General features: G+C 73.5%; 14 protein-coding genes and 1 riboswitch. Of the genes, 7 read left to right on the forward strand and 7 right to left on the reverse strand.

Going from position 1 to position 24,172, the window contains the following annotated elements; all coding sequences use genetic code 11:
• Window positions 1-469: 469 nt before the first annotated feature.
• Window positions 470-1,021 (reverse strand): MarR family transcriptional regulator, encoded by a 552-nt coding sequence (locus tag ABZT03_RS37235; protein WP_356047675.1) that lies wholly within the window; start codon window positions 1,019-1,021, stop codon window positions 470-472.
• Window positions 1,022-1,155: 134 nt separating this feature from the next.
• Here ABZT03_RS37235 and ABZT03_RS37240 point away from each other — a divergent pair, with 134 nt between their 5' ends.
• Window positions 1,156-2,421: an MFS transporter gene (locus ABZT03_RS37240; RefSeq protein ID WP_356047696.1), complete on the forward strand. Its 1,266-nt coding sequence runs from the start codon at window positions 1,156-1,158 to the stop codon at window positions 2,419-2,421.
• Between the two features lie 3 nt (window positions 2,422-2,424).
• Here the strand turns inward: ABZT03_RS37240 and ABZT03_RS37245 are convergent, their stop codons facing one another.
• On the reverse strand, window positions 2,425-4,068 hold the full coding sequence (locus tag ABZT03_RS37245) for a SpoIIE family protein phosphatase (protein WP_356047677.1): 1,644 nt from the start codon (window positions 4,066-4,068) through the stop codon (window positions 2,425-2,427).
• Between the two features lie 222 nt (window positions 4,069-4,290).
• Window positions 4,291-5,658: an NAD(P)/FAD-dependent oxidoreductase gene (locus ABZT03_RS37250; protein ID WP_356047679.1), complete on the reverse strand. Its 1,368-nt coding sequence runs from the start codon at window positions 5,656-5,658 to the stop codon at window positions 4,291-4,293.
• Window positions 5,659-6,042: 384 nt separating this feature from the next.
• Here ABZT03_RS37250 and ABZT03_RS37255 point away from each other — a divergent pair, with 384 nt between their 5' ends.
• Together ABZT03_RS37255 and ABZT03_RS37260 are read left to right on the forward strand one after the other, a co-directional pair.
• Complete coding sequence (locus tag ABZT03_RS37255; RefSeq protein ID WP_356047681.1) at window positions 6,043-6,849, forward strand: helix-turn-helix domain-containing protein; 807 nt, start codon at window positions 6,043-6,045, stop codon at window positions 6,847-6,849.
• 303 nt (window positions 6,850-7,152) lie between these two features.
• Entirely contained in the window at window positions 7,153-9,159 is a 2,007-nt protein-coding gene (locus ABZT03_RS37260; RefSeq protein ID WP_356047683.1) for a sigma-70 family RNA polymerase sigma factor, read from the forward strand.
• Here ABZT03_RS37260 and ABZT03_RS37265 read toward each other — a convergent pair.
• Together ABZT03_RS37265 and ABZT03_RS37270 are read right to left on the reverse strand one after the other, a co-directional pair.
• On the reverse strand, window positions 9,143-12,700 hold the full coding sequence (locus tag ABZT03_RS37265) for a BTAD domain-containing putative transcriptional regulator (RefSeq protein WP_356047685.1): 3,558 nt from the start codon (window positions 12,698-12,700) through the stop codon (window positions 9,143-9,145). The genes ABZT03_RS37260 and ABZT03_RS37265 overlap by 17 nt on opposite strands.
• A gap of 319 nt (window positions 12,701-13,019) precedes the next feature.
• Window positions 13,020-15,167: an asparagine synthase-related protein gene (locus ABZT03_RS37270; RefSeq protein WP_356047687.1), complete on the reverse strand. Its 2,148-nt coding sequence runs from the start codon at window positions 15,165-15,167 to the stop codon at window positions 13,020-13,022.
• 714 nt (window positions 15,168-15,881) lie between these two features.
• Here ABZT03_RS37270 and ABZT03_RS37275 point away from each other — a divergent pair.
• The 4 genes from ABZT03_RS37275 (at window position 15,882) to ABZT03_RS37290 (ending at window position 21,449) form a co-directional block, all read left to right on the forward strand.
• Window positions 15,882-17,306, forward strand: a complete 1,425-nt coding sequence (locus ABZT03_RS37275) for an MFS transporter (protein ID WP_356047689.1) — start codon at window positions 15,882-15,884, stop codon at window positions 17,304-17,306.
• Window positions 17,307-17,390: 84 nt separating this feature from the next.
• Window positions 17,391-18,608, forward strand: coding sequence for an L-2-hydroxyglutarate oxidase (gene lhgO, locus ABZT03_RS37280; protein ID WP_356047698.1), 1,218 nt, complete (start codon window positions 17,391-17,393; stop codon window positions 18,606-18,608).
• A gap of 507 nt (window positions 18,609-19,115) precedes the next feature.
• Complete coding sequence (gene trmB / locus ABZT03_RS37285) at window positions 19,116-19,925, forward strand: tRNA (guanosine(46)-N7)-methyltransferase TrmB (protein ID WP_356047700.1); 810 nt, start codon at window positions 19,116-19,118, stop codon at window positions 19,923-19,925.
• Window positions 19,926-20,000: 75 nt separating this feature from the next.
• Window positions 20,001-21,449 (forward strand): PrsW family intramembrane metalloprotease, encoded by a 1,449-nt coding sequence (locus ABZT03_RS37290; RefSeq protein WP_356047691.1) that lies wholly within the window; start codon window positions 20,001-20,003, stop codon window positions 21,447-21,449.
• A 65-nt stretch (window positions 21,450-21,514) separates the two neighbouring features.
• Here ABZT03_RS37290 and ABZT03_RS37295 read toward each other — a convergent pair whose 3' ends face one another.
• A complete protein-coding gene (locus ABZT03_RS37295; protein ID WP_356047693.1) occupies window positions 21,515-22,459 on the reverse strand; it encodes an aldo/keto reductase in 945 nt (314 codons plus the stop codon).
• Between the two features lie 132 nt (window positions 22,460-22,591).
• Window positions 22,592-23,635: a M23 family metallopeptidase gene (locus ABZT03_RS37300; protein WP_356047694.1), complete on the reverse strand. Its 1,044-nt coding sequence runs from the start codon at window positions 23,633-23,635 to the stop codon at window positions 22,592-22,594.
• An 11-nt stretch (window positions 23,636-23,646) separates the two neighbouring features.
• Window positions 23,647-23,802, reverse strand: a riboswitch (cyclic di-AMP (ydaO/yuaA leader).
• Window positions 23,803-24,172 lie beyond the last annotated feature (370 nt).

The following is a 24,172-nucleotide window of genomic DNA, read 5'->3' on the forward strand; positions in this document are numbered from 1 at the left end:
TGTACTCACCCGAGAGACTCTCTCGCGGCTTTCCTCCGGGCGCTTCCCTTCGGTCTTGCGTTTCCGACTCTATCAGACCGTTTCCGTATCCGATTTCCTCGGTGCTTTCCAGGTTTCCGCTTTCGCGTTTCCCTTTCCGGCGGTTCCGACTCTATCAGATCCTTTCGGGCCTGACTCCCAGTCAGCGGGGCTTGTCATCTCGGCCGTTGGGCCGTTCCGACGTCTCAAACCCTAGCGGATCGTTCGGGTAGCTCCTAATCGAGCTGCCGTACCCAATCGAATTCAATTCGGACACGCCGAATTCAACCTCGCTGGGAGATCTTGCTGGTGGTTTGTGGTGCCGCTAGTGCGGCGGAGGTGTTGTCGGGAGCCGTTACGGCTCTGCGGCAACCCGAAGAACTCTACGCATCCGGGAGGGGAGTGTCAAGCACCCCCTGTCAAGATCTTTTCACCCCCGGGGAGACCGCCGTCAGTCGAGGTCGCTGAGGCGTCCGCCGGCGTCCGGCTGGGCGTACTCGACCCGGCGCAGCAGGCGGGTGAGGACGTCGCCGAGGGTGGTGCGCTCCTCGGCGGAGAGGTCCTGGAGCAGGTCCTCCTCGAAGACCGTGGCCATACGCATCGCCTCCAGCCACCTGTCCCGGCCCTCCGCCGTCAGTTCCACGATCACGCGCACCCGGTTGTTCTCGTCCCGGTCCCGGGTGACCAGACCCTCTCCGACCATGCGGTCGATCCGGTGGGTCATCGCGGCCGGCGTCAGACCGAGGCGCTTGGCGAGGTCACTGGGGCCGAGGCGATACGGAGCGCCGGAGAGGACCAGGGCCTTGAGGACCTCCCACTCGGCGTTGCTGATGCCGAGGGCGGCGGTCTGGCGGCCGTAGGCGACGTTCATACGGCGGTTGAGGCGGGAGAGCGCCGAGACGATCTTCTCGACCTGGGGGTCGAGGTCCTGGAACTCGCGCTGGTAGGCGGCGATCTGCTCTTCGAGCGTCGGTTCGCCGAGGCCGCCGGGGGTGTCACCCATGGTCGCAGTATGGCACGGAGCGGCTTGGCGTTGAAGTCCTTCGAGGTGTACTGTTTAGCTTCGAACTTTAGCTTCGAAGTCTTCACTCCTAACTATTGAATGAGGTGAACGTGACCAGGGCGATGGGCGCGGCGATGCGCCGGATCCACGTGGGCAACGCACTCAGTGCGTTCGGGCTCGGCTTCACCGTCCCCTACCTGTACGTCTACGTGGCGCAGGTGCGGGGGCTGGGGGCCATGACGGCGGGTCTCGTACTCGCCGTCTTCGCCGTGGCCGCGCTGATCGTGCTGCCGTTCGCCGGGCGGGCCATCGTCCGGCGGGGGCCGCTGCCGGTGCTGCTCGCCGCTCTGGTCACCGCCGCCGTCGGTGCGCTGAGCCTGGGTCTCGCCTCGACCGCCGCGACCGTGCTGGTGTCGGCGGCGGCGCTCGGTGCCGGGCAGGCCGTGATGCAGCCGGCGCTGGCCACGATGATCGTGGACTGCTCCTCGGCCGACACCCGCTCGCGTGCCTTCGCCACACAGTTCTTCCTGCAGAACCTCGGACTGGGCGTCGGCGGGCTGATCGGCGGTCATCTCGTCGACACGACGAGCGCCGCGTCCTTCACGCTGCTGTTCGCGATCGAGGCGGCGGTGTTCCTGCTGCTGGTGGTCGTGCTGGCGACGGTGCGGATGCCGCACTCGCCACGCATGGAGGACGCGCCGGGGCGGTCGGGGCAAGGCGGCTGGAAGCAGCTGCTCGGCAACCGGGCCATGGTGCAACTGTGCGTCCTGGGGTTCGTGCTGTTCTTCGCCTGCTACGGCCAGTTCGAGTCGGGACTGAGCGCGTACGGCGTCGAGGCCGCCGGGATCTCGACGTCCGCGCTGGGCACGGCGCTGGCCGCGAACACGGCGATGATCGTGGTCGCGCAGTTCCTCGTGCTGAAGTTCGTGGAGCGGCGCAGGCGGTCCCGCGTGATCGCCTCGGTGGGGCTCATCTGGGCGGTGGCCTGGGTCATGGCCGGGTACGCGGGTCTCGGGCACGGCAGCAAGGAGATGGCCACGGCGGCGTTCGTGTCGACCTACGCGCTGTTCGGGCTCGGTGAGGCGATGCTGTCGCCGACGGTCGCGCCCCTGGTCGCCGATCTCGCGCCGGAGGGGCTGGCCGGGCAGTACAACTCGGCGTTCGCGCTGGTCAAGCAGCTCGCCCTGGCCGTCGGACCGGCGGTCGGCGGGCCCATGGGGGCCTCGCTGCACGCGCCGTACGTCGTGACGTTCCTGCTGTTCTCCCTCGGGATCACGTTCCTCGGGATGCGGCTGGGGCGGCGGCTGACCGCCGTACAGGACCAGCCGTGGTCGGCGAGGAGCCGGGTGGTGGCCCAGGGTGGGGCCGCTGTGCCGGGTGACGCGCGGGCGCGCGCCTGAGGGTCACTTCGCCCGCGGCAGCGCGAACTCGCACCACACGGCCTTGCCGCCGCCGGGCGTGCGACGGGAACCCCAGGCCGAGGCGATCGTCGCCACGATGGCGATCCCCCGGCCCGACTCGTCGCCCGGCTCCGCGCGGCGCCGCCTGGGCAGGTGGTCGTCGCCGTCGGTCACCTCGATGATCAGGCGGCGGTCGGTACGGCGCAGCCGCAGCCGCATGGGCGGGGTGCCGTGCTGCAGGGAGTTGGCGACGAGTTCGCTCGCGGCCAGGACCCCCAGGTCGTGCAGCTCGGGCGGGAAGCGCCAGCTCGTCAGGACGCCGGAGGCGAAGGCACGCGCGCGGGGGGCCGCCTCGACACCGCCGAGGAGTTCCAGGGCCGCGTTGCGGAAGAGTTCGCCGTCGGGGCCGGTGCGGGCGGGGTGCTGGAGGACCAGGACGGCCACGTCGTCGTCGTGGTCGGCGGTCACTCCCGCCGATCTGACCAGGCGGTCGCAGATCACCTGGGGCGTGCCGGTGGCCCCCGCGAGGGCGCGTTCGAGGGCGGCGATGCCCTCGTCCAGGTCCTCGTTCCTGCGCTCCACCAGGCCGTCCGTGTAGAGGACGGCCGTGGAGCCGGGGCCCAGGGGGATGGAGCCCGAGGCGTGCATCCAGTTGCCGGTGCCCAGGGGCGGGCCGGTGGGCTCGTCGGCGCGCAGGACCACCCCGCTCTCGTCGCGGACCAGGATCGGCAGGTGGCCGGCGGAGGCGTACACCAGCCGGCCCTCGTTCGGGTCGTGGATGGCGTAGACGCAGGTGGCGATCTGGTTGGCGTCGATCTCGGTGGCGAGGCCGTCGAGGAGCTGGAGGATCTCGTGCGGGGGCAGGTCCAGGCGGGCGTACGCCCGGACCGCCGTGCGGAGCTGGCCCATGACCGCCGCGGCGCGCACGCCTCTGCCCATGACGTCGCCGATGACCAGGGCGGTGCGGCCGCCGCCGAGCGTGATCACGTCGTACCAGTCGCCGCCGACCGCGGCTTCCGTGCCGCCCGGCTGGTAGGTGGCCGCCACGCGCAGGTCGTCGGGCTGTTCGAGTTCCTGGGGGAGCAGGGAGCGCTGGAGGGTGACGGCGGTCTCGCGCTGGCGCCGCTCGCTGGTCCTGAGGCGTTCCGCGGCCTCCGCGTGGTCGGTGACGTCGGTGGCGAACACCAGGACGCCACCGCTCCCGCCGTCGCCGACCGGGGTGCAGCTGAAGGTGTAGGAGTGGCCGTCGGGGGCCTTGCGGGACTTGACCGTGCGGGGCTTGCGGCTGCGCAGGACCTGGTCGAGGAGCGGGAAGAGGCCCAGCTCGTCGAGTTCCGGGAGCGCCTCGCGGGCCGGGATGCCGACCGGGCGGGCGCCGAATGCGGCGATGTAGGCGTCGTTGACGTACGCGAGGCGGTGGTCAGGGCCGTGGATGAGGGCGACGAGAGCCGGGACACGGTCGAGGACCTCGCGCACCGGGAGTTCGTCCACGGCGGGCAGCGCCGGCGTGCCGTGCGTGAGCTGTTCGGCGCGGGCCGCGGGGACGGAGCCCTCGCCGAGCCGGTCCGGGGTCACCACGTTGTCGGTCCGCGCTGCGGCGCGGCGCTGCGTTCCGGGGAGCCGGGCGCTCCAGCGCGTGAAGTTCACGAATCCTTGCCTCGTGTCGTCGTCTTCGGCGTCTTCGGCCGGCTCAGGACCCGGTCGTGGGCGGGGGCGGTGGCACACCGGGGTTGCAGCACAGTGGGGAAAGCCTCGGGAGTTCGAAGGGCGGGCGTCTGCGCGTCCTGGGTCGGGGTCAGTCTGGCAGGGTGACCGAGCGGGGCGACATCCGTCAGACGCCGGCCCCGCCGGCGGAGTTCCTGACTCCGGTCAGGACGACCCCTTCGGGTCGGGAGAACGCTTTCCACCGGCCGCGAGTTCGAACTCCGCCCGGGGGTGTTCGAGCGAGCCGAGGGAGACGATCTCCCGTTTGAAGAGCCCTGACAGAGTCCATTCGGCCAGCACACGGGCCTTGCGGTTGAAGGTGGGCACCCTGCTGAGGTGGTAGACGCGGTGCATGAACCAGGCAGGGTAGCCCTTCAGCTTGCGCCCGTAGACCTGCGCGACACCTTTGTGGAGTCCCAGGGAGGCCACCGAGCCGACGTACTTGTGGGCGTACGTGTCGAGGGGCTCGCCGCGCAGGGAGTGCGCGATGTTGTCGCCGAGGACCTTCGCCTGGCGGACCGCGTGCTGGGCGTTCGGTGCGGTCTCCCGGCCGGGTTCCGCGGCCGTGACGTCGGGGACGGCGGCCGCGTCTCCCGCGGCCCACGCGTGCGGGGCGCCGTCGACGGTCAGCTGCGGGGTGCACCTGAGGCGGCCGCGCCCGGTGAGCGGCAGGTCGCTGGCGGCGAGGACCGGGTGGGGTTTCACGCCGGCCGTCCACACGACCGTGCGGGTCGGGAAGCGGGCGCCGTCGCTGAGGACGGCGACGCGGTCCGCGCAGGAGTCGAGGCGGGTGTCGAGGCGTACGTCGATGTTGCGGCGGCGCAGTTCAGTGACCGTGTACCGGCCCATCTCCTCGCCGACCTCGGGCAGGATGCGGTCCGAGGCCTCGACGAGGATCCACCTCATGTCCTCGGGCTGCACGTTGTGGTAGTAGCGGGTGGCGTAGCGGGCCATGTCCTCCAGCTCGCCGAGCGCCTCGACGCCCGCGTAGCCGCCGCCGACGAAGACGAAGGTGAGGGCCGCGTCGCGGACGGCGGGGTCGCGGGTGGAGGAGGCGATGTCCATCTGCTCGATGACGTGGTTGCGCAGGCCGATGGCCTCCTCGACGGTCTTGAAGCCGATCGCGTACTCGGCGAGGCCGGGGATCGGCAGGGTCCGCGAGACGGAGCCGGGGGCGAGGACGAGCTCGTCGTAGGTGATCTGCTGCCCGCCCGTGCCCTCCTCCTGCGTGGCGAGGGTGGTGAGGGTGGCCGTGCGTTTGGCGTGGTCGATGGAGCGCGCCTCGCCGACGACGATCCGGCACCGGTCCAGGACCCGCCGCAGCGGTACGACGACGTGCCGTGGGGAGATCGAACCGGCGGCCGCCTCCGGCAGGAACGGCTGATAGGTCATGTACGAGTCGGGGGTCACGACCGTGATCTCGGCCTCGCCCCGCTCCAGTTCGTGTTTCAGCTTCCGCTGGAGACGCAGGGCCGTGTACATCCCGACGTAGCCGCCGCCGACAACCAGAATGCGCGCACGTTCCTTCACCATCCCATGACGCACCCGCCGCACGAGTTTGTCCACAGCCCCGACAATTTGTGTGACCGGGAGTCCGGTGCGCGCGGGGTGGCCCGGAACGCCGAAGGACGCAGAAGGCGCGCAGGTCAGCCGGTGTGCGCCGGGGGTCCGCAGGGGGTGCAACCAGGACGTATACGACCCGTACTCCGATCGGGGGGCGCTCCGTGCGGAACCTGCCCCTTCTGAATTGACCCCCACTCAACTATGTTCGTGTGTCGACGGGGTGTAGGGGGATGCGCCCATCGGTCACCGGGTCCGCGACGGGCGGGCTCGAACACCGGGCATGTTCCCGCACGCTCCGCCTTCCGATGGCGGGGAGAGTCTCCGGGGGGAGACGTCATTACCGGGGGAACGCTTATGCATGTGCAGAACTCTCATTGGTCGTCCGTGTCCGCCATCGCACCCGGTGGCGGACCCTTGGGCGGAGCGATGACAGGAACGATGAGCGGGGCGGGCGGTGGACGCGGGGACAGCTCGCGGACGGCGCCGCTGCGCGTGGACGCACAGCGCAACCTGGAGCACGTACTGCGCGCGGCGCGCGAGGTCTTCGGCGAGCTGGGGTACGGCGCGCCGATGGAGGACGTGGCGCGGCGCGCGCGGGTCGGCGTCGGCACGGTGTACCGGCGCTTCCCGAGCAAGGACGTCCTGGTGCGGCGGATAGCCGAGGAGGAGACCTCCCGGCTGACCGACCAGGCGCGGGCGGCGCTCGGTCAGGAGGACGAGCCGTGGTCGGCGCTCTCGCGCTTCCTGCGGACGTCGGTGGCCTCCGGTGCCGGGCGGCTGCTGCCGCCGCAGGTGCTGCGGGTCGGCGTCCAGGACGAGGAGTCCGACGGCACCGCCACCGGCGGTTCGGTGTTCGACGAGGCGCGGGTGCCGCAGCAGCGCGTCCAGCCGGGTTCCGGGGAGCTTCGGCTGGTGCCGGAGCAGGTCCCGGCGCCGGTCGAGGACGACGACACCGGAGCGGCGGCCCTGCTCGACGTGGTGGGCCGGCTCGTGGAGCGGGCGCGTGCGGCGGGTGAGCTGCGGGCCGACGTGTCGGTGGCGGACGTGCTGCTGGTGATCGCGACGGCGGCGCCCTCGCTGCCCGACGCCGCGCAGCAGGCGGCCGCTTCGGCGCGGCTGCTGGACATCCTGCTGGAGGGGCTGCGCTCGCGGCCGGCCTGAGATCACGAGGGTCAACCTCCGGTGACGCGCGACTCGAAAAGGTGACTGTGAGGCGGGGGTGCCGTATCGCCCTCGCCTCCGGGCCACCCGGGGAGCGGCGTCGGCACGTCAGGCGTGCCGGTCAACTCCTGTGCCAGAAGTGGCACTTGGTTCTTGCCGGAAAGAGCCGGGGCCGACACCGCCGGGCGTCGAGTCCCCGCGGACGAGTGGACCGTGCGTATCGCGGGGTCCTGAACAAAAGCCAATATGGCACGCTGACCCGGTGTCCGGGACCGGTGGAACAGGCGGCGGGGGCTTTCCGCGATGAGTGTTGACGGGCGGGACGAGTCACTCGGTGACGATGACGGTGACGGTGACGCGGAGCCCGGCGGCCCCGGCGCACCGCAGGTGCCGAGCCAGGGCGGCCGGGCCGCCTTCCCGCCGGGCCATGAATTCCCAGGTGGGGGCCTCCCCGCGCACGGCGGGGGCATTCCCGCGCAGGGCGGCGAACCCGTCGAGGGCAGCGTCCCGGCCCAGCGGGACCGGCGCGAGGACGGCGTCCTGCCGCCGCCGTGGGAGCGGCCCTGGTCCGACGCCGACCTGATCGCCCGGATGCGCGCCGGCGACGACAGCGCCTACGAGGGCCTGTACCGCCGGCACGCGGACGCCGTCCGCCGCTACGCGCGCACCTGCTGCCGGGACGCCCACACCGCCGACGACCTCACCGCGGAGGTCTTCGCCCGCATGCTCCAGGCGGTGCGCGGCGGTTCCGGTCCCGAGCACTCCGTACGCGCCTACCTGTTGACGACCGTGCGCCGCGTGGCCGCCGGCTGGACGAAGTCGGCCAGGCGGGAGCAACTGGTCGACGACTTCGCGGTGTTCGCCGCGCAGTCCGCGCGCGGGTCCCGGGCGGCCGACGACGACACCCTCGACCTGGGCGCTGACGTACGGGCCATGCACGAGGCCGAGCAGTCCCTGGCCATGCAGGCATTCCGGTCGCTGCCCGAGCGCTGGCAGGCCGTGCTGTGGCACACCGAGGTCGAGGACGAGTCGCCCAGCGAGGTCGCCACCCTCTTCGGGCTGGACGCCAACGGCACCCGCGTGCTCGCCAGCCGGGCCCGCGAGGGCCTCAAGCAGGCCTACCTCCAGGCCCACGTCAGCACCACCCTCGCCGGTGACGAGGAGTGCGCCCGCCACGCCGACCGGCTCGGCGCCTACGCCCGCGGCAGCCTGCGCACCCGCGCCGAGCGGGGTCTGCGCAAGCACCTGGAGGAGTGCGCCAAGTGCCGGCTGGCCGCGGGCCAGCTCAAGGAGGTCGCAGGCGGCATCCCGGCCGTGGTGCCGGTGGCGGTCATCGGCTGGTTCGGCGCCGCCGGGTACGCCAAGGCGCTCGGGCTCGTCGCCGGGGGAGCCGGAGCGGGCGCTGCCGGGGTGGCCGCGGGGGCGAGCGGGGGCTCCTCCGGCGGGGGCGCCGGAGCGGCGGCCTCCGAGGGGCTGGGGGCGCCGTTGAAGGCGGGTGCCGCGGCCGGTGTCGTCGCGGTGGGCGTGGCCGTGGCGGTCGCGCTCGCGCTGGCCGGCAGCGACCACCCCGAGAGGAAGCAGGACTCCAAGCCGCCGGTGTCCTCCCCGATCGTCCAGCCGGCGCAGGACACGCCCGCGCCGCCGACGAAGGAACCCGGACCGAATCCGCCGGTGCTCGCGGCGGAGGCACCGGCCACGCCCGGTCGGGTGCCGACGCCGACGCCCTCACCGACTGTCTCGTCCGTGTCCCTGCCCGCGCCGGTCCCGGTGAGGACGCCGGGACCGGCCCCCACCCGTACCCCCGCGCCCGAGCGGTCGGCCACCCCGTCGCCCGCCCCCACGCCCCCGCCCGCCCCCGATCCCGCGCCTGCCCCCGTCTCCTACCGGTTGAGCGAGCTGACCTACGACGTCGGCGGCGACGGCACGAAGCCCGAGATCCGACTCCGCGGCAGCAGCTGGGTCTGGCAGCGGTACGACCTGTCGATCGCCGGCACGCGGTACACGCGCGGGGTGACCGTGCGCGGCGACTCCTCCGTGACCGTCGACCTCAACCGCCGGTGCTCCGGCTACGACGGTCTCGTCGGCGTCGACGACCTGACGTTCGGCCTCGGCACGGTCACCTTCTCCGTTTACGCCGACGGGGTGCCGCTGTGGAGTTCCGGCCCGGTCGGGGGCGGCGAGGCGGCGGTGCCCGTCCATGTGAGCCTCGACGGCCGGACCACCGTCCGGCTGGTGGTGCGGCCGCACGGCCACCTCGACGCGCCGGCCCTCGCGGACTGGACCGAGTCGAAGTTCACCTGCGATCCGTGACCCGGTCCGACTGCGCGGGCGTTTCGGCCCGTTCGGCGTGTTCCGCCTGTCCCGCCGGTCCCGCCTGCTGTCCTGCCTTCTGTTCGGCGGGATGTCTGCGCAGTGCCTCGCCGAGGTCGTCGAGGATGCCGTCGGTGGTGAGGGCTGCTCCCCTGGCGTGCTCCGCCTCGTAGAGCCCGGCGCCCAGCGCGGCGCGTGCGGCGGCCTCCGCGCGCTCGGCCCGCGTCTGTTCGGGCATGGGGCGCGGATCGCCGCCGCGCCGGGACCGGGCGGCGCCGAGCAGCCGGGCCGCGGTCGGGAAGTCGCCGAGGTCGGCGAGCAGCCCTGCCGTGCCGTCCACGAGCGCCGCCACGACCGCGTCGGCGCACCGCCGCTCCATCGCCTCGCGGAGCGTGTCCACGAGCTTCGGCAGTCCGTGCTCGGGGCCCGACTCGGCCACCGTGACCATGGCGTCCACCGAGTCCAGCATCGCCATGAACTGCGGCGGGGGCGTGCCGTGGCCGGTCTCCGCGCGGGCCGCCCGGGACAGTTCGCGCGCGGCGGTGACGTCGTCCTCGTCCAGCGCGATCTGGGCGCGGACCAGCAGGACGAACGCCCGGGTGTCGGCGACTCCGTAGCGGCCGGCGGCGACGCTCGCCTCGTCCAGGGCGCTCAGCGCGGCCGCACGGTCTCCCCCGCGGTACGCGATCTCGGCGAGGCGGGCCAGGAGGAACGGCGCCTCGGCGTGCGCGCCGACCTCGTAGGCGAGCCGGAGTGCCTCCTCGTACTCGCCCCGGGCGTCGTCGAGGCGGCCGCGCACCATCGCCGCCTCGGCGGCCGCGCTGCACACCTGGGCCCGCATCCAGCGGTCACCGACGCGCCGGCTGATCACCCGCAGCTCCGCCACGTCGTCGTCGACGCCCACCATGCCGCCCGGTGAGTCGACCACCATGTGCGTGCGGAACATCAGGGTGACGCCGACCGCCCAGTCGTCGCCGTGGGCACGGCAGTTGGCGACGGCGAGGTCCATCTCGGCCCGCACGTCCGAGGAGCCGGCCAGCACGTAGGCGGTCAGCGGCCAGACGATGCCGGGCATCCGGGCCGACCGCGGGCCGCCGCGCGCGAAGAAGTCGCGCACCCTCCCGATGTACCGGCGCAGCCGCTCGTCCAACAGACCGTCCAGCGGTTCGACCTCGGACCTGAGGAAGAGCTGCATCATCCGCAGGTCCATCCGCGCGAGGTGCAGCGGATGGCGGGCCTCTTCGTGGGGGGCGGCGAGGTAGGCGTCCACGGGGTCGGGGCTGTCGGCGGGGTCAGGGGTGTCGGTGGCGGCGGTGGGGTGAAGGGCGGAAGGGCTGCCGTCCCTGTCCGTCGGAAGGCGGTCGCCGTGGTCGTGGCGGTCGCCGTGGTCGTGGCGGCTGACGTGGTCCTCCGGCGCGCGCTCGCCGGGGCCCGGGGGCGCCTGAGTCTCGCCCCCGGCGGCGTCCAGGGTCGCGCCCAGGCGCAGGACGCGGTCGAGCCAGGTCACGCCCTCGTGGCGGTAGTTGCGCAGCCACCAGAACCAGCCCACCGCGAGCACGAGGGCGGTGGCCTCCGCCTCGGCGCCGGCGGCGAGCGCGCGGTGCAGGGCCGCGCGGATGTTGTCCAGCTCCGTCTCCAGGCGGGCGATCCACGGGAGTTGCCCTGCGGAACGCAGTCTCGGCTCCGCCTCCTCCACGAGCGCGCGCACCCACGCCCGGTGTCCGCGCTCGGCGGCGGCGCGCAGCCCGGGGGTCTCGGCGGCGCGCTCGACGGCGTACTCGTGGATGGTCTCCAGCATGCGGTACCGCATGCCGCCGAAACCGCCGGCTTCGCCTTGATCGACCGGGGTGGCGACGACCAGGGACTTGTCGACCAGGGCCCCGACGAGGTCCGCGGCGGGCCCGGTGCACACGGCCTCCGCCGCCGCCAGGTCCCAGCCGCCCGCGAACACCGACGCCTCGCGCAACACGGTCCGCTCCCGCTCGTCGAGCAGCTCCCAGGACCAGTCGACGACGGCGCGCAGGGTCTGCTGGCGGGGCAGGACCGTGCGGCTGCCGGAACTGAGGAGGCGGAAGCGGTCGTCGAGCCGGTCGGCGATCTGCCGGGGGGTGAGCAACCGCAGCCGGGCGGCGGCCAGTTCGATGGCGAGCGGCAGTCCGTCGAGGCGGCGGCAGATCTCGTCCACCGCCTCGGTGTCGCGCAGCACGGTGCCGGCGTCGGGGCGGGCGGCGGCCGCGCGCTCCGCGAAGAGGCGGTGCGCCTGGTCGGGCAGGAGGGGCTCGACCGGGCGCACCAGCTCGCCGGGGACGCCCAGGGGTTCACGGCTGGTGGCGAGGATCGTGAGCCCCGGGCAGCGGGTGAGCAGCGTCTCGGTGAGCCGGGCCGCCGCCTCGATGACGTGTTCGCAGTTGTCAAGGATCAGGAGTTCGCTGCGCGCGGCGCAGTACTCGACGAGCAGGGCGACCGGGTCGTCCTGCGGGGCGGACAGCTCGCTGGTCAGCAGCACGGTCTCGCGCAGACCGAGGGCGCTGACCACCGCGCCGGGCACCGCCTCCGGCCGGTCGAGCGGAGCGAGCTCGACCAGCCACGCGTGCGGAAACCGGGCCGCGGCCTCCTCGGCGAGACGGGTCTTGCCAGAGCCGCCCGGTCCGGTGAGGGTGACGAGACGAGCCCTGTGCAATTCGGAACGGATGGCGACGAGTTCGGGTTCCCGTCCGACGAAAGATGTCAGACGGGGACGAATGTTGCCGGTCCGCTCCGGGCGTAGGGCGGTGCGTGGGGCCGGGTGAACGGGACCGGCGGTTCCCGGAGCGCGCGGGTCCGGACGGCTGCCGAGCAGTTCGGTGTGCAGGGCGCGCAGCGCGGGCCCCGGATCGGTACCCAGGCCGTCGGCGAGGGCGCGGCGGGCGCTCTCGTAGGCGGCGAGGGCGTCGGCGCCGCGGCCGGTGTCCCGCAGGGCGCGGATGAGGAGCAGGCGCAGCGGCTCGTCGTACGGATGCGCCTCGGTCAGTTCCCTGAGTTCCGGTATGACGTCCTGGGCGCGGCCGACCCGCAGTTCCGCGTCGATCCGGGCGCGGAGGGCCTCCAGGCGCAGCGCTTCCGGGCGGGTCGCGGCGGTGCGGTCGGCGAGGTCGGCGAGGGCGGGCCCGCGCCACAGGGCGAGCGCGGTGCGCAGAGCATGGACGGCGGCGGACGGGTCGTCCCGGTCGAGGGCGGCCGTGCCCTGCCGTACGAGCTGCTCGAAGACGAACAGGTCCACCTCGTCCTGGGCCGCCGCGAGGCGGTATCCGCCGGGTCCGGAGGCGACCGCGTCCTTGCCCACGGCCCGCCGCAGCCGTCCGACCAGAGCCTGGAGGGCAGCCGGTGCGTCCTGGGGCGGGTCGTCCGCCCAGACCTCGTCGATCAGGGTGTCGGGCGCGGTGACGCGGCCGGGGCGCAGGGCGAGGGCGGCGAGCAGCGCGCGCAGGCGGGCGCCGCCGAGGGCCACGAGGGTGCCCTGTTCGTCCGTTGCCTGGGTGACGCCCAGGATTCTGTACCGCACCGGGTCATTGTCGCCGGGAAGGTGAGGGACTGGGCCGTGTTCGTCGTCGTCCGGTGCAGGACGACAGGGGTCCAGCCGAGGTCGCCCGGTTCGGCTTCATCGTCGTCCAGTGCAGGACGACAGGGGTCCAGCCGAGGTCGCCCGGTTCGGCTTCATCGTCGTCCAGTGCAGGACAACGGGGGTCCAGTCGAGGTCGCCCCGGTTCGGCTTCATCGTCGTCCGGTGCAGGACGACAGGGGTCCGGCCGAGGTCGCCCCGGTTCGGCCCGCCGGAACGCGAGCCGAGGGGTGTGCGCCGGCCCGCACGCACGCCGGTGCCTCTACGACCCGGCCCCGCCCACCTGCCGTACCCGCACCACCCCGCCGCCGGTGGCCCCCGCGGCCCCGGGCCCCGAGCCCAGGGCTCCGCGCTGGGGTGTGATGCCCGCCGGTACCGCGCGGGCGCGGGCGGGGGTGCCGGTCCAGCAGGTGCCGCGGCGGGCGAGGAGGCGGCCCAGCCACAGTTCCAGGGAGACGAGGTCCGCGAGGCCGTCCAGGGGGAGGGGTTCGCCCGCCGCCGCCGAGCGCAGCGCCTTGCGGACGACCCTGGCCTCGACCAGGCCCGCCTGCGCGAGCAGCGGGGTGTCGAAGAGGGCCAGCAGGGAGTCCGCGGCGACCCGCAGTCCGGTGCGCGCGGCGGCTGTCGCCGACGCGCCCGAGGGGGCGCCCCAGCCGGGCGGGAGGTCGGTGACCCCGGCGCCCTCCAGGACCGTGCGCAGGATCTCGGCGCGGGCGCCCGGCTTGACCCGCAGGGCCTCCGGGAGCGCGCGGCAGGCCCGGACGACCTGGTTGTCGAGGAACGGCGCGTGCAGGCGCTGGAAGCGGATCTCGGCGGCCTGTTCGAGCACGCGCAGGTCCGCCGCGTGTCTCGCCAGTGCCGCACGCGCGCGGAAGTCGCCCGGCCGCTGGCCGGGACCGACTCCGGAGCGGAGGGTCGCGCCCTGGAGGCGAACCGATACTTCAGCCAGTGCCTCACCGGTCAGCCAGCGCGCGGCGGGGCCCGGCCGGGCCCAGGTGAGCGCCGCGAGGGACGCGTCCACGGCGCCCCCCGGGTCGTCGAAGCGGCGGCGCAGCAGGCGGTCGGCGAGCTCCTCCAGGCCGGTCCGGTACGGCGTCCGGGCGAGTCGCCGGGCGGCGCCGTACACGCGCGCGGGGACGAGCACCGAGCCGTCCGCCTTGGTCAGCGCGGCGACCGGTCGTACGAGGTGGCGCCGCTTGCGGTCCATGAGCAGGTCCGCCAGGCGCGCGGGGTGGGCGTCCAGGACCTGTCGGGCGCCGTATCCGGTGAAGTGGTCCGCGCTGCCGGAGGCCAGGCGGGCGCGGTGGCGGCCGGCCGTGACCAGGCAGGGGCCGGGTTCGTCGGTCAGCGGACCGTCCAGATCGGCGTACGGGAGGGTGTCCTCGCCGCCGGTCACCACGACGTGGTGCAGACGCGGGTTGGCGGCGAGCGTGCCGGCCCGCTCCAGTTCGGCCTCGCGCCCGGCGACGGCCAGGTCGTTGAAGGTGACGGCCAGCAGCCGCTCGCCCGCGCCAGTGCCGTGGCCCAGGACGGTGCCGGGCATGCCGGGCAGGCCGGCGGCGAGCAGGGCCAGCGTCGCGGACGCGGAGCCGCCCGACAGGTCGGCGCCGATGCCGGGCACCGGCATCCCGCGCGCGGCGCGCCGCTCGGCCGGTCCCATGCCGGGCACCGGGCCGGGGTCGATGTCGGCGCCGGGGACGTGCCGCGGGGCCGAGAGGCGGGCCCGTACGGCGTCCACCAGAGCGTCGCGCACCGCGTCGACCGCGCTGTCGGGGTCGGCCGAGGGGGCTGCCACGGCGAGGGAGGCGACCTGCTCGTAGCCGGCGATCTCGCGCGCGCCGGTTCGCAGGATCAGCGCATGCCCCGGCGGAATGCGCCGCACCCCGTCATACGGTGTGGAGTCGTGCAGCGCGGCCGGCACGTCGGGGGCGGCGAGCAGCGCGGCGAGGTGGCCGAAGTCGAGGTTGGCCTCGATGAGGTCCGCGAGGGGCAGCGCGGCCGTCGCGTAGGCGGTGCCGCCGGCCCAGGGGGCGTAGAACACGGGGCGGGCGCCCGCGAGATCGCCGCAGACGGTGATCCTGCGCCCCACCTGCACGAGGGCCGTGTAACTGCCGGGCCAGGCCGTCAGATGGCGCAGGGCGCCCCCGCGCGCGGCGAACAGGCCCACGCGCAGTTGCTCGTCGCTCGCGCCGCAGGTGCCGAGGACGGCGACCCGGGTCTGCGGGTCGGCCTGGACGACCCGCACCTCGTCGGGGCGCCAGTCGCCGACCGCCCAGAGCGGGTCGGGGTCGCCCCACAGGAGGTGGGATCCCACCGGATGCACGGTCTCGCCGTCGTGGCCGGTGGCCCCGGCGGAGCCGATTCCGGCGGCCACAGCGGAGGTGCTGCTCCACCCGACCAACCACCGCATCGACGCCTCCACAGCCTGTGGACAACCAGTGCACCGTACGAACTCGGCACCATGCTGCCATGAAGAACGCGCCGCAGAGAGGCGGTGGAGTCGCTTGTGCTCCGTGGATTGCGCCCCCGAGGGCGCCCCCGTGCCACGGCGAACGCCGGTGGGGGGCAAGGGAATCGACCTGCGGGGAGGGCTGCTGCGACGCGAATGCGCCCCCGATACGCTCCCTGAAAACGCCTAACGCGCCCTCAAGTTCCGTGGTGAGAGGGCTGATCACCCGCAGAAGGCAGGGTCGATTTTCGGCCAAATCGGCCAAGGGGGTACGGCCGCGCACGCAGCGCGCACACGCTCCGTACACGCTTCGTCCACCACCTGGCCGACGCGCAGTCCGGGAGGCGGAGTTCGCCCCCCGGACCGGTCCGCCGCCCGCGGGGATGTAGGCGGCGGTGTCCCCCAGCCCACTGGATCCAGTACAGCGGGCCGACCCACGCACGATCCATGCAAGCGCTCCCGGGGTGGCCGGAGTAGAGCGCACGGACGGGCGCACGGCCACACGGCGGGGGCACGCCGCAACGGTCCGTACCTGCCGGGCCGTTCAAGTACGGACCACAATCCCGCCAACCGGAACAATGCCCCTTAACGCTTGGGATGCGGCGAACTACGCTGGGTTTACGAATGCCGCATGGTTATGCCAGCGCGGCAGCCGTCTGTGTCGAGGGGTGGCGCATGTCCAGGGAGCAACGCGGGCCGAACGAAAAACTCGGCACCGTTCTCGCCCTCGCGGGAATCAGCAACGCAGGACTCGCGCGTCGCGTCAATGATCTTGGCGCTCAACGCGGGTTGACTCTTCGCTACGACAAGACGTCCGTGGCGCGCTGGGTGTCGAAGGGCATGGTGCCGCAGGGTGCCGCGCCGCACCTCATCGCGGCCGCCATAGGACAGAAGCTCGGCCGCCCGGTGCCGCTCCACGAGATCGGTCTGGCGGACGCGGACCCCGCGCCGGAGGTGGGCCTCGCCTTCCCCCGGGACGTCGGCCAGGCGGTGCGGTCGGCGACCGATCTCTACCGTCTCGACCTCGCCGGCCGCCGGGCCGGCGGTGGCGGCATCTGGCAGTCGCTGGCCGGCTCGTTCGCGGTCAGCGCCTACGCGACGCCCGCCTCGCGCTGGCTGATAACGCCGGCCGACAGCTCGGTGGCGCGCGAGGTGGGCCCGGCGGAGGGCTCCGGCGCACCGGCCAAAGTCGGCCACAGCGACGTGCAGAAACTGCGGGAGGCCGCGGAGGACGCCAGACGCTGGGACTCCAAGTACGGAGGCGGCGACTGGCGTTCGTCCATGGTGCCCGAGTGCTTACGGGTGGAGGCCGCGCCGCTGCTGCTCGGCTCCTACTCGGACGAGGTCGGCCGGGCGCTGTTCGGCGCCTCCGCCGAGCTCACCCGCCTCGCGGGCTGGATGGCCTTCGACACCGGCCAGCAGGAAGCCGCCCAGCGCTACTACATCCAGGCCCTGCGCCTCGCGCGCGCGGCGGCCGACGTGCCCCTCGGGGGATACGTACTGGCGTCGATGTCGCTGCAGGCGACCTACCGCGGCTTCGGCGACGAGGGCGTCGATCTGGCGCAGGCCGCGCTGGAGCGCAACCGCGGCCTCGCCACCGCGCGCACGATGAGCTTCTTCCGGCTGGTCGAGGCACGCGCCCACGCACGCGCGGGTGACGCCCAGGCGGCCGGCGCGGCCCTGAAGGCGGCCGAGGGATGGCTGGAGCGCTCCCGCGACGGTGACCACGACCCCACGTGGCTCGGCTTCTACTCCTACGACCGTTTCGCCGCGGACGCCGCGGAGTGCTACCGCGATCTGAAGGCACCGCGTCAGGTACGCCGGTTCACGGAGCAGGCGCTGTCGAAGCCGACGGAGGAGTTCGTGCGCTCGCACGGCCTCAGGCTCGTCGTGTCCGCGGTCGCCGAACTCGAGTCGGGCAATCTGGACGCGGCGTGCGAGCAGGGCGTGCGGGCGGTGGAGGTCGCGGGGCGCATCTCCTCGGCGCGTACCACCGAGTACGTGAAGGACCTGCTGCACCGGCTGGAGCCGTACGGCGACGAGCCGCGCGTGGTCGAGCTGCGGGAGCGGGCCCGGCCGCTTCTGATGGCCCCGGCGTAGCCGGCGGGGATCGCTTCGGGACGCGGGGGCGTTCCCGGGTTTGAGGGCATTGTCAGTGGCACAGTGCACTATCGAAGCCGGGAGGTGGTGCAGGTGCGGAAGATCGCGTACGACTGTGACGTGCTGGTGATCGGCGGGGGGATCGTCGGCCTGTCGACGGCGTATGCGATCACGCGTGCCGCGCCGGGGACACGGGTCACCGTGCTGGAGAAGGAGGCGGGGCCGGCCCGGCACCAGACGGGGCGCAACAGCGGGGTGATCCACAGCGGGATCTACTACCGGCCCGATTCGCTCAAGGCACGGTACGCGGTGCGGGGCGCCGCCGAGATGATCAAGTTCTGCGCGGAGTACGACATCGCGCACGCCGTCACCGGCAAGCTGATCGTCGCCACCGCCCGCGCGGAGCTGCCCCGGCTGCACGCCCTCGTGCAGCGCGGCCGGGAGAACGGCATCGCGGTGCGGGAGCTGGGCGGCTCCCAGATCGCGGAGTACGAGCCGGAGGTGCGGGGGCTCGCCGCGATACACGTCGGGTCGACGGGCGTGTGCGACTTCGCCGGGGTCGCCCGGCGGCTGGCCGAGGCGTCGGGGGCGGAGATCAGGTACGGGGCCCGGGTGGTGCGGGTCGACCGGCGCGCGAGCCTCGGGGTGGCCGTCCTCACCGGGGACGGAGACGTCGTGCGCGCGCGGGTGCTGGTGAACTGCGCCGGGCTGCACTGCGACGAGGTCGCCCGGCTCACCGGGGACGACCCCGGGATGCGGATCGTGCCGTTCCGCGGGGAGTACTACACGCTGGCGCGGCCCGAGCTGGTGCGGGGACTGGTGTATCCGGTGCCGGACCCGGCGTTCCCGTTCCTCGGGGTGCATCTCACCCGCGGGATCGACGGCGGGGTGCACGTCGGACCCAACGCGGTGCCCGCGCTGGCCCGGGAGGGCTACGACTGGGGCGTGGTGCGGCCCCGGGAACTGGGGCGGACCCTCGCCTGGCCGGGCGCGTGGCGCATAGCCGGACGGCACTGGCGGTACGGGGCGGGCGAGCTGCGCCGGTCGGTGTCGAAGAGGGCGTTCACGACGGCGGTGCGCCGGATGCTGCCAGCGGTCGACGCGTCGGACCTGGTGCCGGCCACCGCGGGGGTGCGGGCGCAGGCCGTCCTGCGGGACGGAACGCTGGTGGACGACTTCCTGATCCGCGAGGGCGACCGGACCGTGCACGTGCTCAACGCGCCCTCGCCCGCGGCGACCGCCTCCCTGCCGATCGGCCGCGAGGTCGCCCGGCGGACCCTGGCCGTGCTGGGCTCGGCCTGACGCGAAAGCGGGCCGGCGCCCGCCCAGCCCGGGTCCTCGCCGAGCACACACGGCAGGCCCCGACCGCCCGGGCTCGCCCAGACACGGAAGCCGCCCGGCGCCCGCGCAGGCCCGGGGCCTCGCAGAGCACCCACGCGAGGCCCCCGCCGGGCCCTAGCCGTCCGTAGCTCGGCCCGACCCGGAATTCGGCGCGGGCGCCGTCCGGCAGGCCCTGACCGCACAGGCCGCCCTGGCTCCGCCGCCGCGCCGCAGCCGCCGGAGCCACCCGACGCCCGACCAGGTCCGGCCCCGTCGAGCACACCCGCGACGTAACCCGCCGGACCCTGGCCGTGCTGGGCTCGGCCTGACGCGCGAGCCGGCTCGGAAGGGGCCCGGCGCCCGGCCCGTCCCGCCTCCCGCCCAGCACGTAAAATCGGGCGCACTGTGTCTGACTTCCGCAACGCTTCCGAAGCCTCCCGGCCCGCTCCCGTTCCGTCCGGGGGGCCGTCCGGGGGGCAGCCCTCGCCCCTGCTCGCCCCCGGAGCCTCCGTGCGGCACCTCCGGGCCAAGGGCGAACCCCGTTTCCCGGACGGGCCCGCGCCCGATCCCGCCGGGTCGCACTTCGAGCGGCGGATCCGGAGCTTCCAGCCGCGGCGCAGCCGGGTGACCACGGGACAGGCGGAGGCGCTCCAGCGGCTGTGGCCCGCGTGGGGGCTGGACATCGACGGGCAGCGGGTCATCGACCTCGCCGAACTGTTCGGGAACGCGCGTCCCGTCGTCCTGGAGATCGGCTTCGGGATGGGCGAGGCCACCGCCCGGATGGCCGCCGCCGACCCCGGCACCAACATCCTCGCCGTCGACGTGCACACCCCCGGCCAGGGCAATCTGCTCGCCCTCGCCGAACAGCAGGGGCTGTCCAACATCCGCGTCGCCAACGGGGACGCCATCATCCTGCTGCGCGAGATGCTCCCGCCGGACTCCCTCGACGGGCTGCGCGTGTACTTCCCCGACCCCTGGCCGAAGAAGCGCCATCACAAGCGGCGGCTGATCCAGCCGGAGTTCCTGTCGCTGGCCGCGACCCGGCTCAGACCTGGGGCGATGGTGCACTGCGCCACCGACTGGGAGCCGTACGCCGAACAGATGCTCGAAGTGCTGACCGCGCACCCGGACTTCGAGAACACACGGCCCGACGGCGGTTTCGCGCCGCGTCCCGACTTCCGGCCGCTGACCCGTTTCGAGGGCCAGGGACTGGAGAAGGGTCATGTCGTGAACGACCTGCTCTGCCGCCGCGTACAGCGAGAAGACAACCGCACGGACCAGCCCCCCACCGGCGCCTGAGCCCCGCCGCCCGTTCCCGCGGGCGGCACGGCGCACCGTCGCGGGCGGCGCCCTCCCCTCGTTAGGGTCAATGTTGTGGCCACCTGTCCCCCGTACCCGACGCATCCCCGTGACACCGCCGGTGGCGTACTGCGGCACGCGCACTGGTGGCAGCGCACCTGGGTGCGTTACGGCGCGCTGATCACCCTGCTCACGCTGTCCGGGCTCGTCATCCTCGCCCTCGTCCGCAAACAGACGGGCACCGAGGGGTTCCTGGTCGGTCTCGGGCTCGCCGTCCTGCCCGTGCCGCTGCTGATGGCCGCCTTCCGCTGGCTGGACCGCGTCGAACCGGGGCCGTGGCGCAACCTGTTGTTCGCGTTCGCCTGGGGGGCCTGCGCGGCGGCGCTGATAGCGATCGTCGCCAACAGTTTCGCGACCAGATGGATAGCCACCGCGACCGCCGATCCGTCGAATGCCGACACCATCGGCGCGACCGTCATAGCGCCCGTCGTGGAGGAGTCGGCGAAGGCCGCCGCCGTCCTGCTCGTGTTCCTCTTCCGGCGCCGGGACTTCACCGGGATCGTCGACGGGGTCGTGATAGCCGGGGTCACCGCGACCGGCTTCGCGTTCACCGAGAACATCCTCTACCTCGGCACCGCGTTCGGCACCGACCAGCTCACCGGCGACCGCGGTATCGCCTCCGTGACGGCGGCGACCTTCTTCGTGCGGGTCGTCATGTCGCCGTTCGCGCACCCCCTCTTCACCGTCCTCACCGGCATCGGCTTCGGGGTCGCCGCGCTGTGCGCGGAGCGCCAGCGGCTGCGGCGGGTGGCGCTGCCGCTGACCGGGCTGCTGCTCGCGATGGGGATGCACGCCATCTGGAACGGCTCGTCGAAGTTCGGCGAGTACGGCTTCTTCGCGGTGTACGCGGCGTTCATGGTGCCGGCGTTCGGGCTGCTGACCTGGCTGGTCATCTGGACGCGGCAGCGCGAGCTGCGGACCGTGCGGGCCGAACTGCCCGCCTACGTGGCGGCGGGCTGGCTGACCCCGGCCGAGCCGTACGCGCTCGGTTCGATGCGGGCCCGGCGGCTGGCCCGCGACCACGCCCGGCGCCGTCTGGGCCGACCTGCGGCCCGGGAGGTCGCCCGGTACGAGGCGTACGCGACCTCGCTGGCGTTCCTGCGGCACCGAGGGCGCAGCGGACGGGCGAACCCGGACTTCGCCGTCCGGGAGGGCGAGTTGCTCCAAGAGCTGTGGCGGCGGCGCGAGGTGGCCCGCCCCGCCCTGGACTACGCGGCGCGCGCGACGGCTCCGCCCGTACCGGTGACCACGCAGCCCTGGCCCGTGTACGGCTACGGCTACGGGATCGCCGGGACGGGGACGGGCCACGGCGGCGGCCAGGGATCCGGATACGGATACCCGTACGGACCCGTCCCCGGCGGTGCGGGAAGCGCGAGCCCCGCCCCCAGCGGCAACGCGTACGGCGGCCCCGCCCCGGCACATCCGATGGTCCCGTACCCGGCCTACAACCCGTACCGGTCATAGCCGGTACCGATGCGCCGCCGGTCCCGACCGGACCCCCTACCGCAGTTCACCCGCGGCCCGCCGCCTCACGCGGACGCCTCGGTCAGGCGGTCGACCTCCGGGGCGTCGAGGCGCAGGTCCGCCACGCCGAGCAGGGCGGGCAGTTGCTCCACCGTCCGGGCGGAGGCGATGGGCGCCGCCACGGTCGGCTGGGCGGCCAGCCAGGCCAGGGCGACGGTGGCCACGGGGACGTCGTGGGACTGGGCGATCTCGTCCAGCGCCGTGAGGACGCGGCGGCCCCGCTCGGTCTCCAGGTGCTTGCCGGCCGCTCCGGCCCGGGCGCTGTCGACCGTCGTGCCGGGGCGGTACTTGCCGGTCAGGAAGCCCGCGGCGAGCGCGAAGTACGGGACGGCGGCCAGGCCGGACTGTTCGGCGAGGCCGCGCAGTTCGCCCTCGTAGGTGTCGCGCGAGACCAGGTTGTAGTGGGGCTGGATCGCCACGTAGCGGGCGAGGCCCTCACGGTCGGAGAACTCGAGTGACGCGCGCAGGCGTTCGGGGGAGATGTTGGAGGCGGCGATGTGCCGTACCTTGCCCGCCCTCACCAACTCGTCGAGCGCGCCGACGATCTCCTCGACCGGGGTCTCCGGCTTGTCGAAGTGCGTGTAGTACAGGTCGATGTGGTCGGTGCCCAGACGGCGGAGCGACGCGTCGGCGGCCGCCTTGATGTTGGCCGCGGACAGGCCCTGGAACTGCGGGTGCTGGCTGACCTTGGTGGCGATCACGACGTCGGAGCGGTTGCCGCGCGCCTTGATCCAGTTGCCGATGACGGTCTCGGACTCACCGCCCTGGTTGCCCTCGATCCAGGCGCTGTAGGAGTCGGCGCTGTCGACGAAGTTGCCGCCGGCGGCCGTGTAGGCGTCGAGCACCGCGAACGAGGTCGCCTCGTCGGCGGTCCAGCCGAAGACGTTGCCGCCGAGGGCGAGCGGGAAGACTTCCAGGTCGGATGAGCCGAGCTTGCGAAGAGCAGTCATGCTCGACGTCAACGCCCGGCCCGGAGTGCCCCATTCCGCGTCGGCCGCAAAGACCCCGTAAACATGGGGAAACCGGCGGTCCTGACGCCGGGGGGTTGGCGTCGGGACCGCCGGGGTCCAGAGGGCGGAAGGTCAGGGGGTGAGGCCCTTGCCGCGCAGCCAGGCCATCGGGTCGATGCCGTCGGCGCTGCCGCCGGGGTGGACCTCCAGGTGCAGGTGCGGTCCGGTCACGTTGCCGGTGGCGCCCACCCGCCCGATGACGTCGCCGGTGCTGACCTTCTGGCCCGCGGTGACGCTGATGGACGACTGGTGGCAGAACCACAGCTCCGTGCCGTCGTCCAGGGTCAGGATCGTGCGGTAGCCGTAGGAGCCGGCCCAGCCCGCCTCGGTGACGGTGCCGCTGTGGATCGCCTTGATCAGCGTGCCGGTGGGCGCGGCGAAGTCGAGGCCGGTGTGGTAGCCGGAGGACCACATGGAGCCGGCCTGACCGAAGGTCGAGGTGATCGTGTACGAGGAGGTCGGCAGCGTGTACTGCTTGGCCAGTTCGGCCAGGCGCTCGGCCTCGGCCTTCTGCGCGGCCGCCTGCTCCGCCTTCTCCTTCGCGGCGGCGGCCTTGGCCTCGGCCGCCTTCTCCGCCTTGGCGACGGCGGCGGTGGCCTGCTTCTCGGCGGCGGCCGCGGCGACGGCGGCGGCCTTGGTGTCGACCTGGTCCTGCTGCTGCTCGGCCTGGGCCATGATCCGGCTGCGCAGTGCCTCGCCGGCGTCGGTGGTACCCCGCGCCGTGTCGGCGGAGGTCACTCCGACGCTGCTCAGGGCGGTCGCGGCGGCCTGGTCGGCAGCCGGGGAGGTGTCGTCGTGCGACAGCAGGGAACCCACGGAGGGGAGGTCGGGGATGGAGATGGACACCGGGGGCTTGCCGGTGTTGGCGCTGGCCATGCCGCCCGCGCCGACGGCGGCTATGACGCCGACGCCCAGGACGGTGGAGCTGCGGGCGAGTCCCCCGCCGCGCTGCTTGGAGACGCGGTGCCGGCCACGTACGGGACGGAGGGACTCCTCGGTGGGGTTCCACTCCTCCCACGGACCCTCGTCGGTGCGGAGGCCGCCGGAGCCGAAGGGCTCGGTGCTGCGCGGGCTGGGCACGAACGGGGCATGCGGGGCAGGCGGGTTGGACGCCACGTGGGCGTGCTCCTTTCCTTCCTTCTCGCCTACCGGGTTAGCTGACGGGTTCGGAGCAGGAAGGTCTCCTACGCGCGTAAACCCACCGTGCCGAACGGCGGTTCACATGCGATTCACCCCAAGGTGTGGTTCCCCGGTTCCCTTGCGGGATTCGGCGCGTGCGCGCGGAGCCGCCTTGTGACGGCTGGGACGACCGCGCTGCGTTATCGAACGTTAATAGACCCGGGCACCCGTTTCCAAGGTGTTCGGCTTGATCATTAAACTTTCCAGACGGAACTTTCGGGTCATGAGCGGCGGAAAACGGGCGAGTTGACCCGGGATCAGGAAACCCACTGGTGGGGGCGGTTCCACAGCCGCTCAGCACAGGGCTCCCGACCGCTCACCCGGGGTGACATCGGCCGTGATGGCGCGCACCGGAGCACCGCACGGAGGGGCGAACGCACCGAGGGCCGGAACCCTTTCGGATTCCGGCCCTCGGCCTTCAGTAGCGGGGACAGGATTTGAACCTGCGACCTCTGGGTTATGAGCCCAGCGAGC

The organism is Streptomyces sp. NPDC005574 (assembly GCF_040605435.1).
In the GTDB taxonomy this organism is placed as follows: Bacteria; Actinomycetota; Actinomycetes; order Streptomycetales; family Streptomycetaceae; genus Streptomyces.

Bases quoted from the DNA above. Each gene is read 5' to 3' on its own strand.
- ABZT03_RS37235 (WP_356047675.1), bottom strand. From the start codon at position 1,021: ATGGGTGACACCCCCGGCGGCCTCGGCGAACCGACGCTCGAAGAGCAG.
- ABZT03_RS37240 (WP_356047696.1), top strand. From the start codon at position 1,156: ATGCGCCGGATCCACGTGGGCAACGCACTCAGTGCGTTCGGGCTCGGC.
- ABZT03_RS37250 (WP_356047679.1), bottom strand. From the start codon at position 5,658: ATGGTGAAGGAACGTGCGCGCATTCTGGTTGTCGGCGGCGGCTACGTC.
- ABZT03_RS37255 (WP_356047681.1), top strand. From the start codon at position 6,043: ATGCATGTGCAGAACTCTCATTGGTCGTCCGTGTCCGCCATCGCACCC.
- ABZT03_RS37260 (WP_356047683.1), top strand. From the start codon at position 7,153: ATGAGTGTTGACGGGCGGGACGAGTCACTCGGTGACGATGACGGTGAC.
- ABZT03_RS37270 (WP_356047687.1), bottom strand. From the start codon at position 15,167: ATGCGGTGGTTGGTCGGGTGGAGCAGCACCTCCGCTGTGGCCGCCGGA.
- ABZT03_RS37275 (WP_356047689.1), top strand. From the start codon at position 15,882: ATGTCCAGGGAGCAACGCGGGCCGAACGAAAAACTCGGCACCGTTCTC.
- ABZT03_RS37295 (WP_356047693.1), bottom strand. From the start codon at position 22,459: ATGACTGCTCTTCGCAAGCTCGGCTCATCCGACCTGGAAGTCTTCCCG.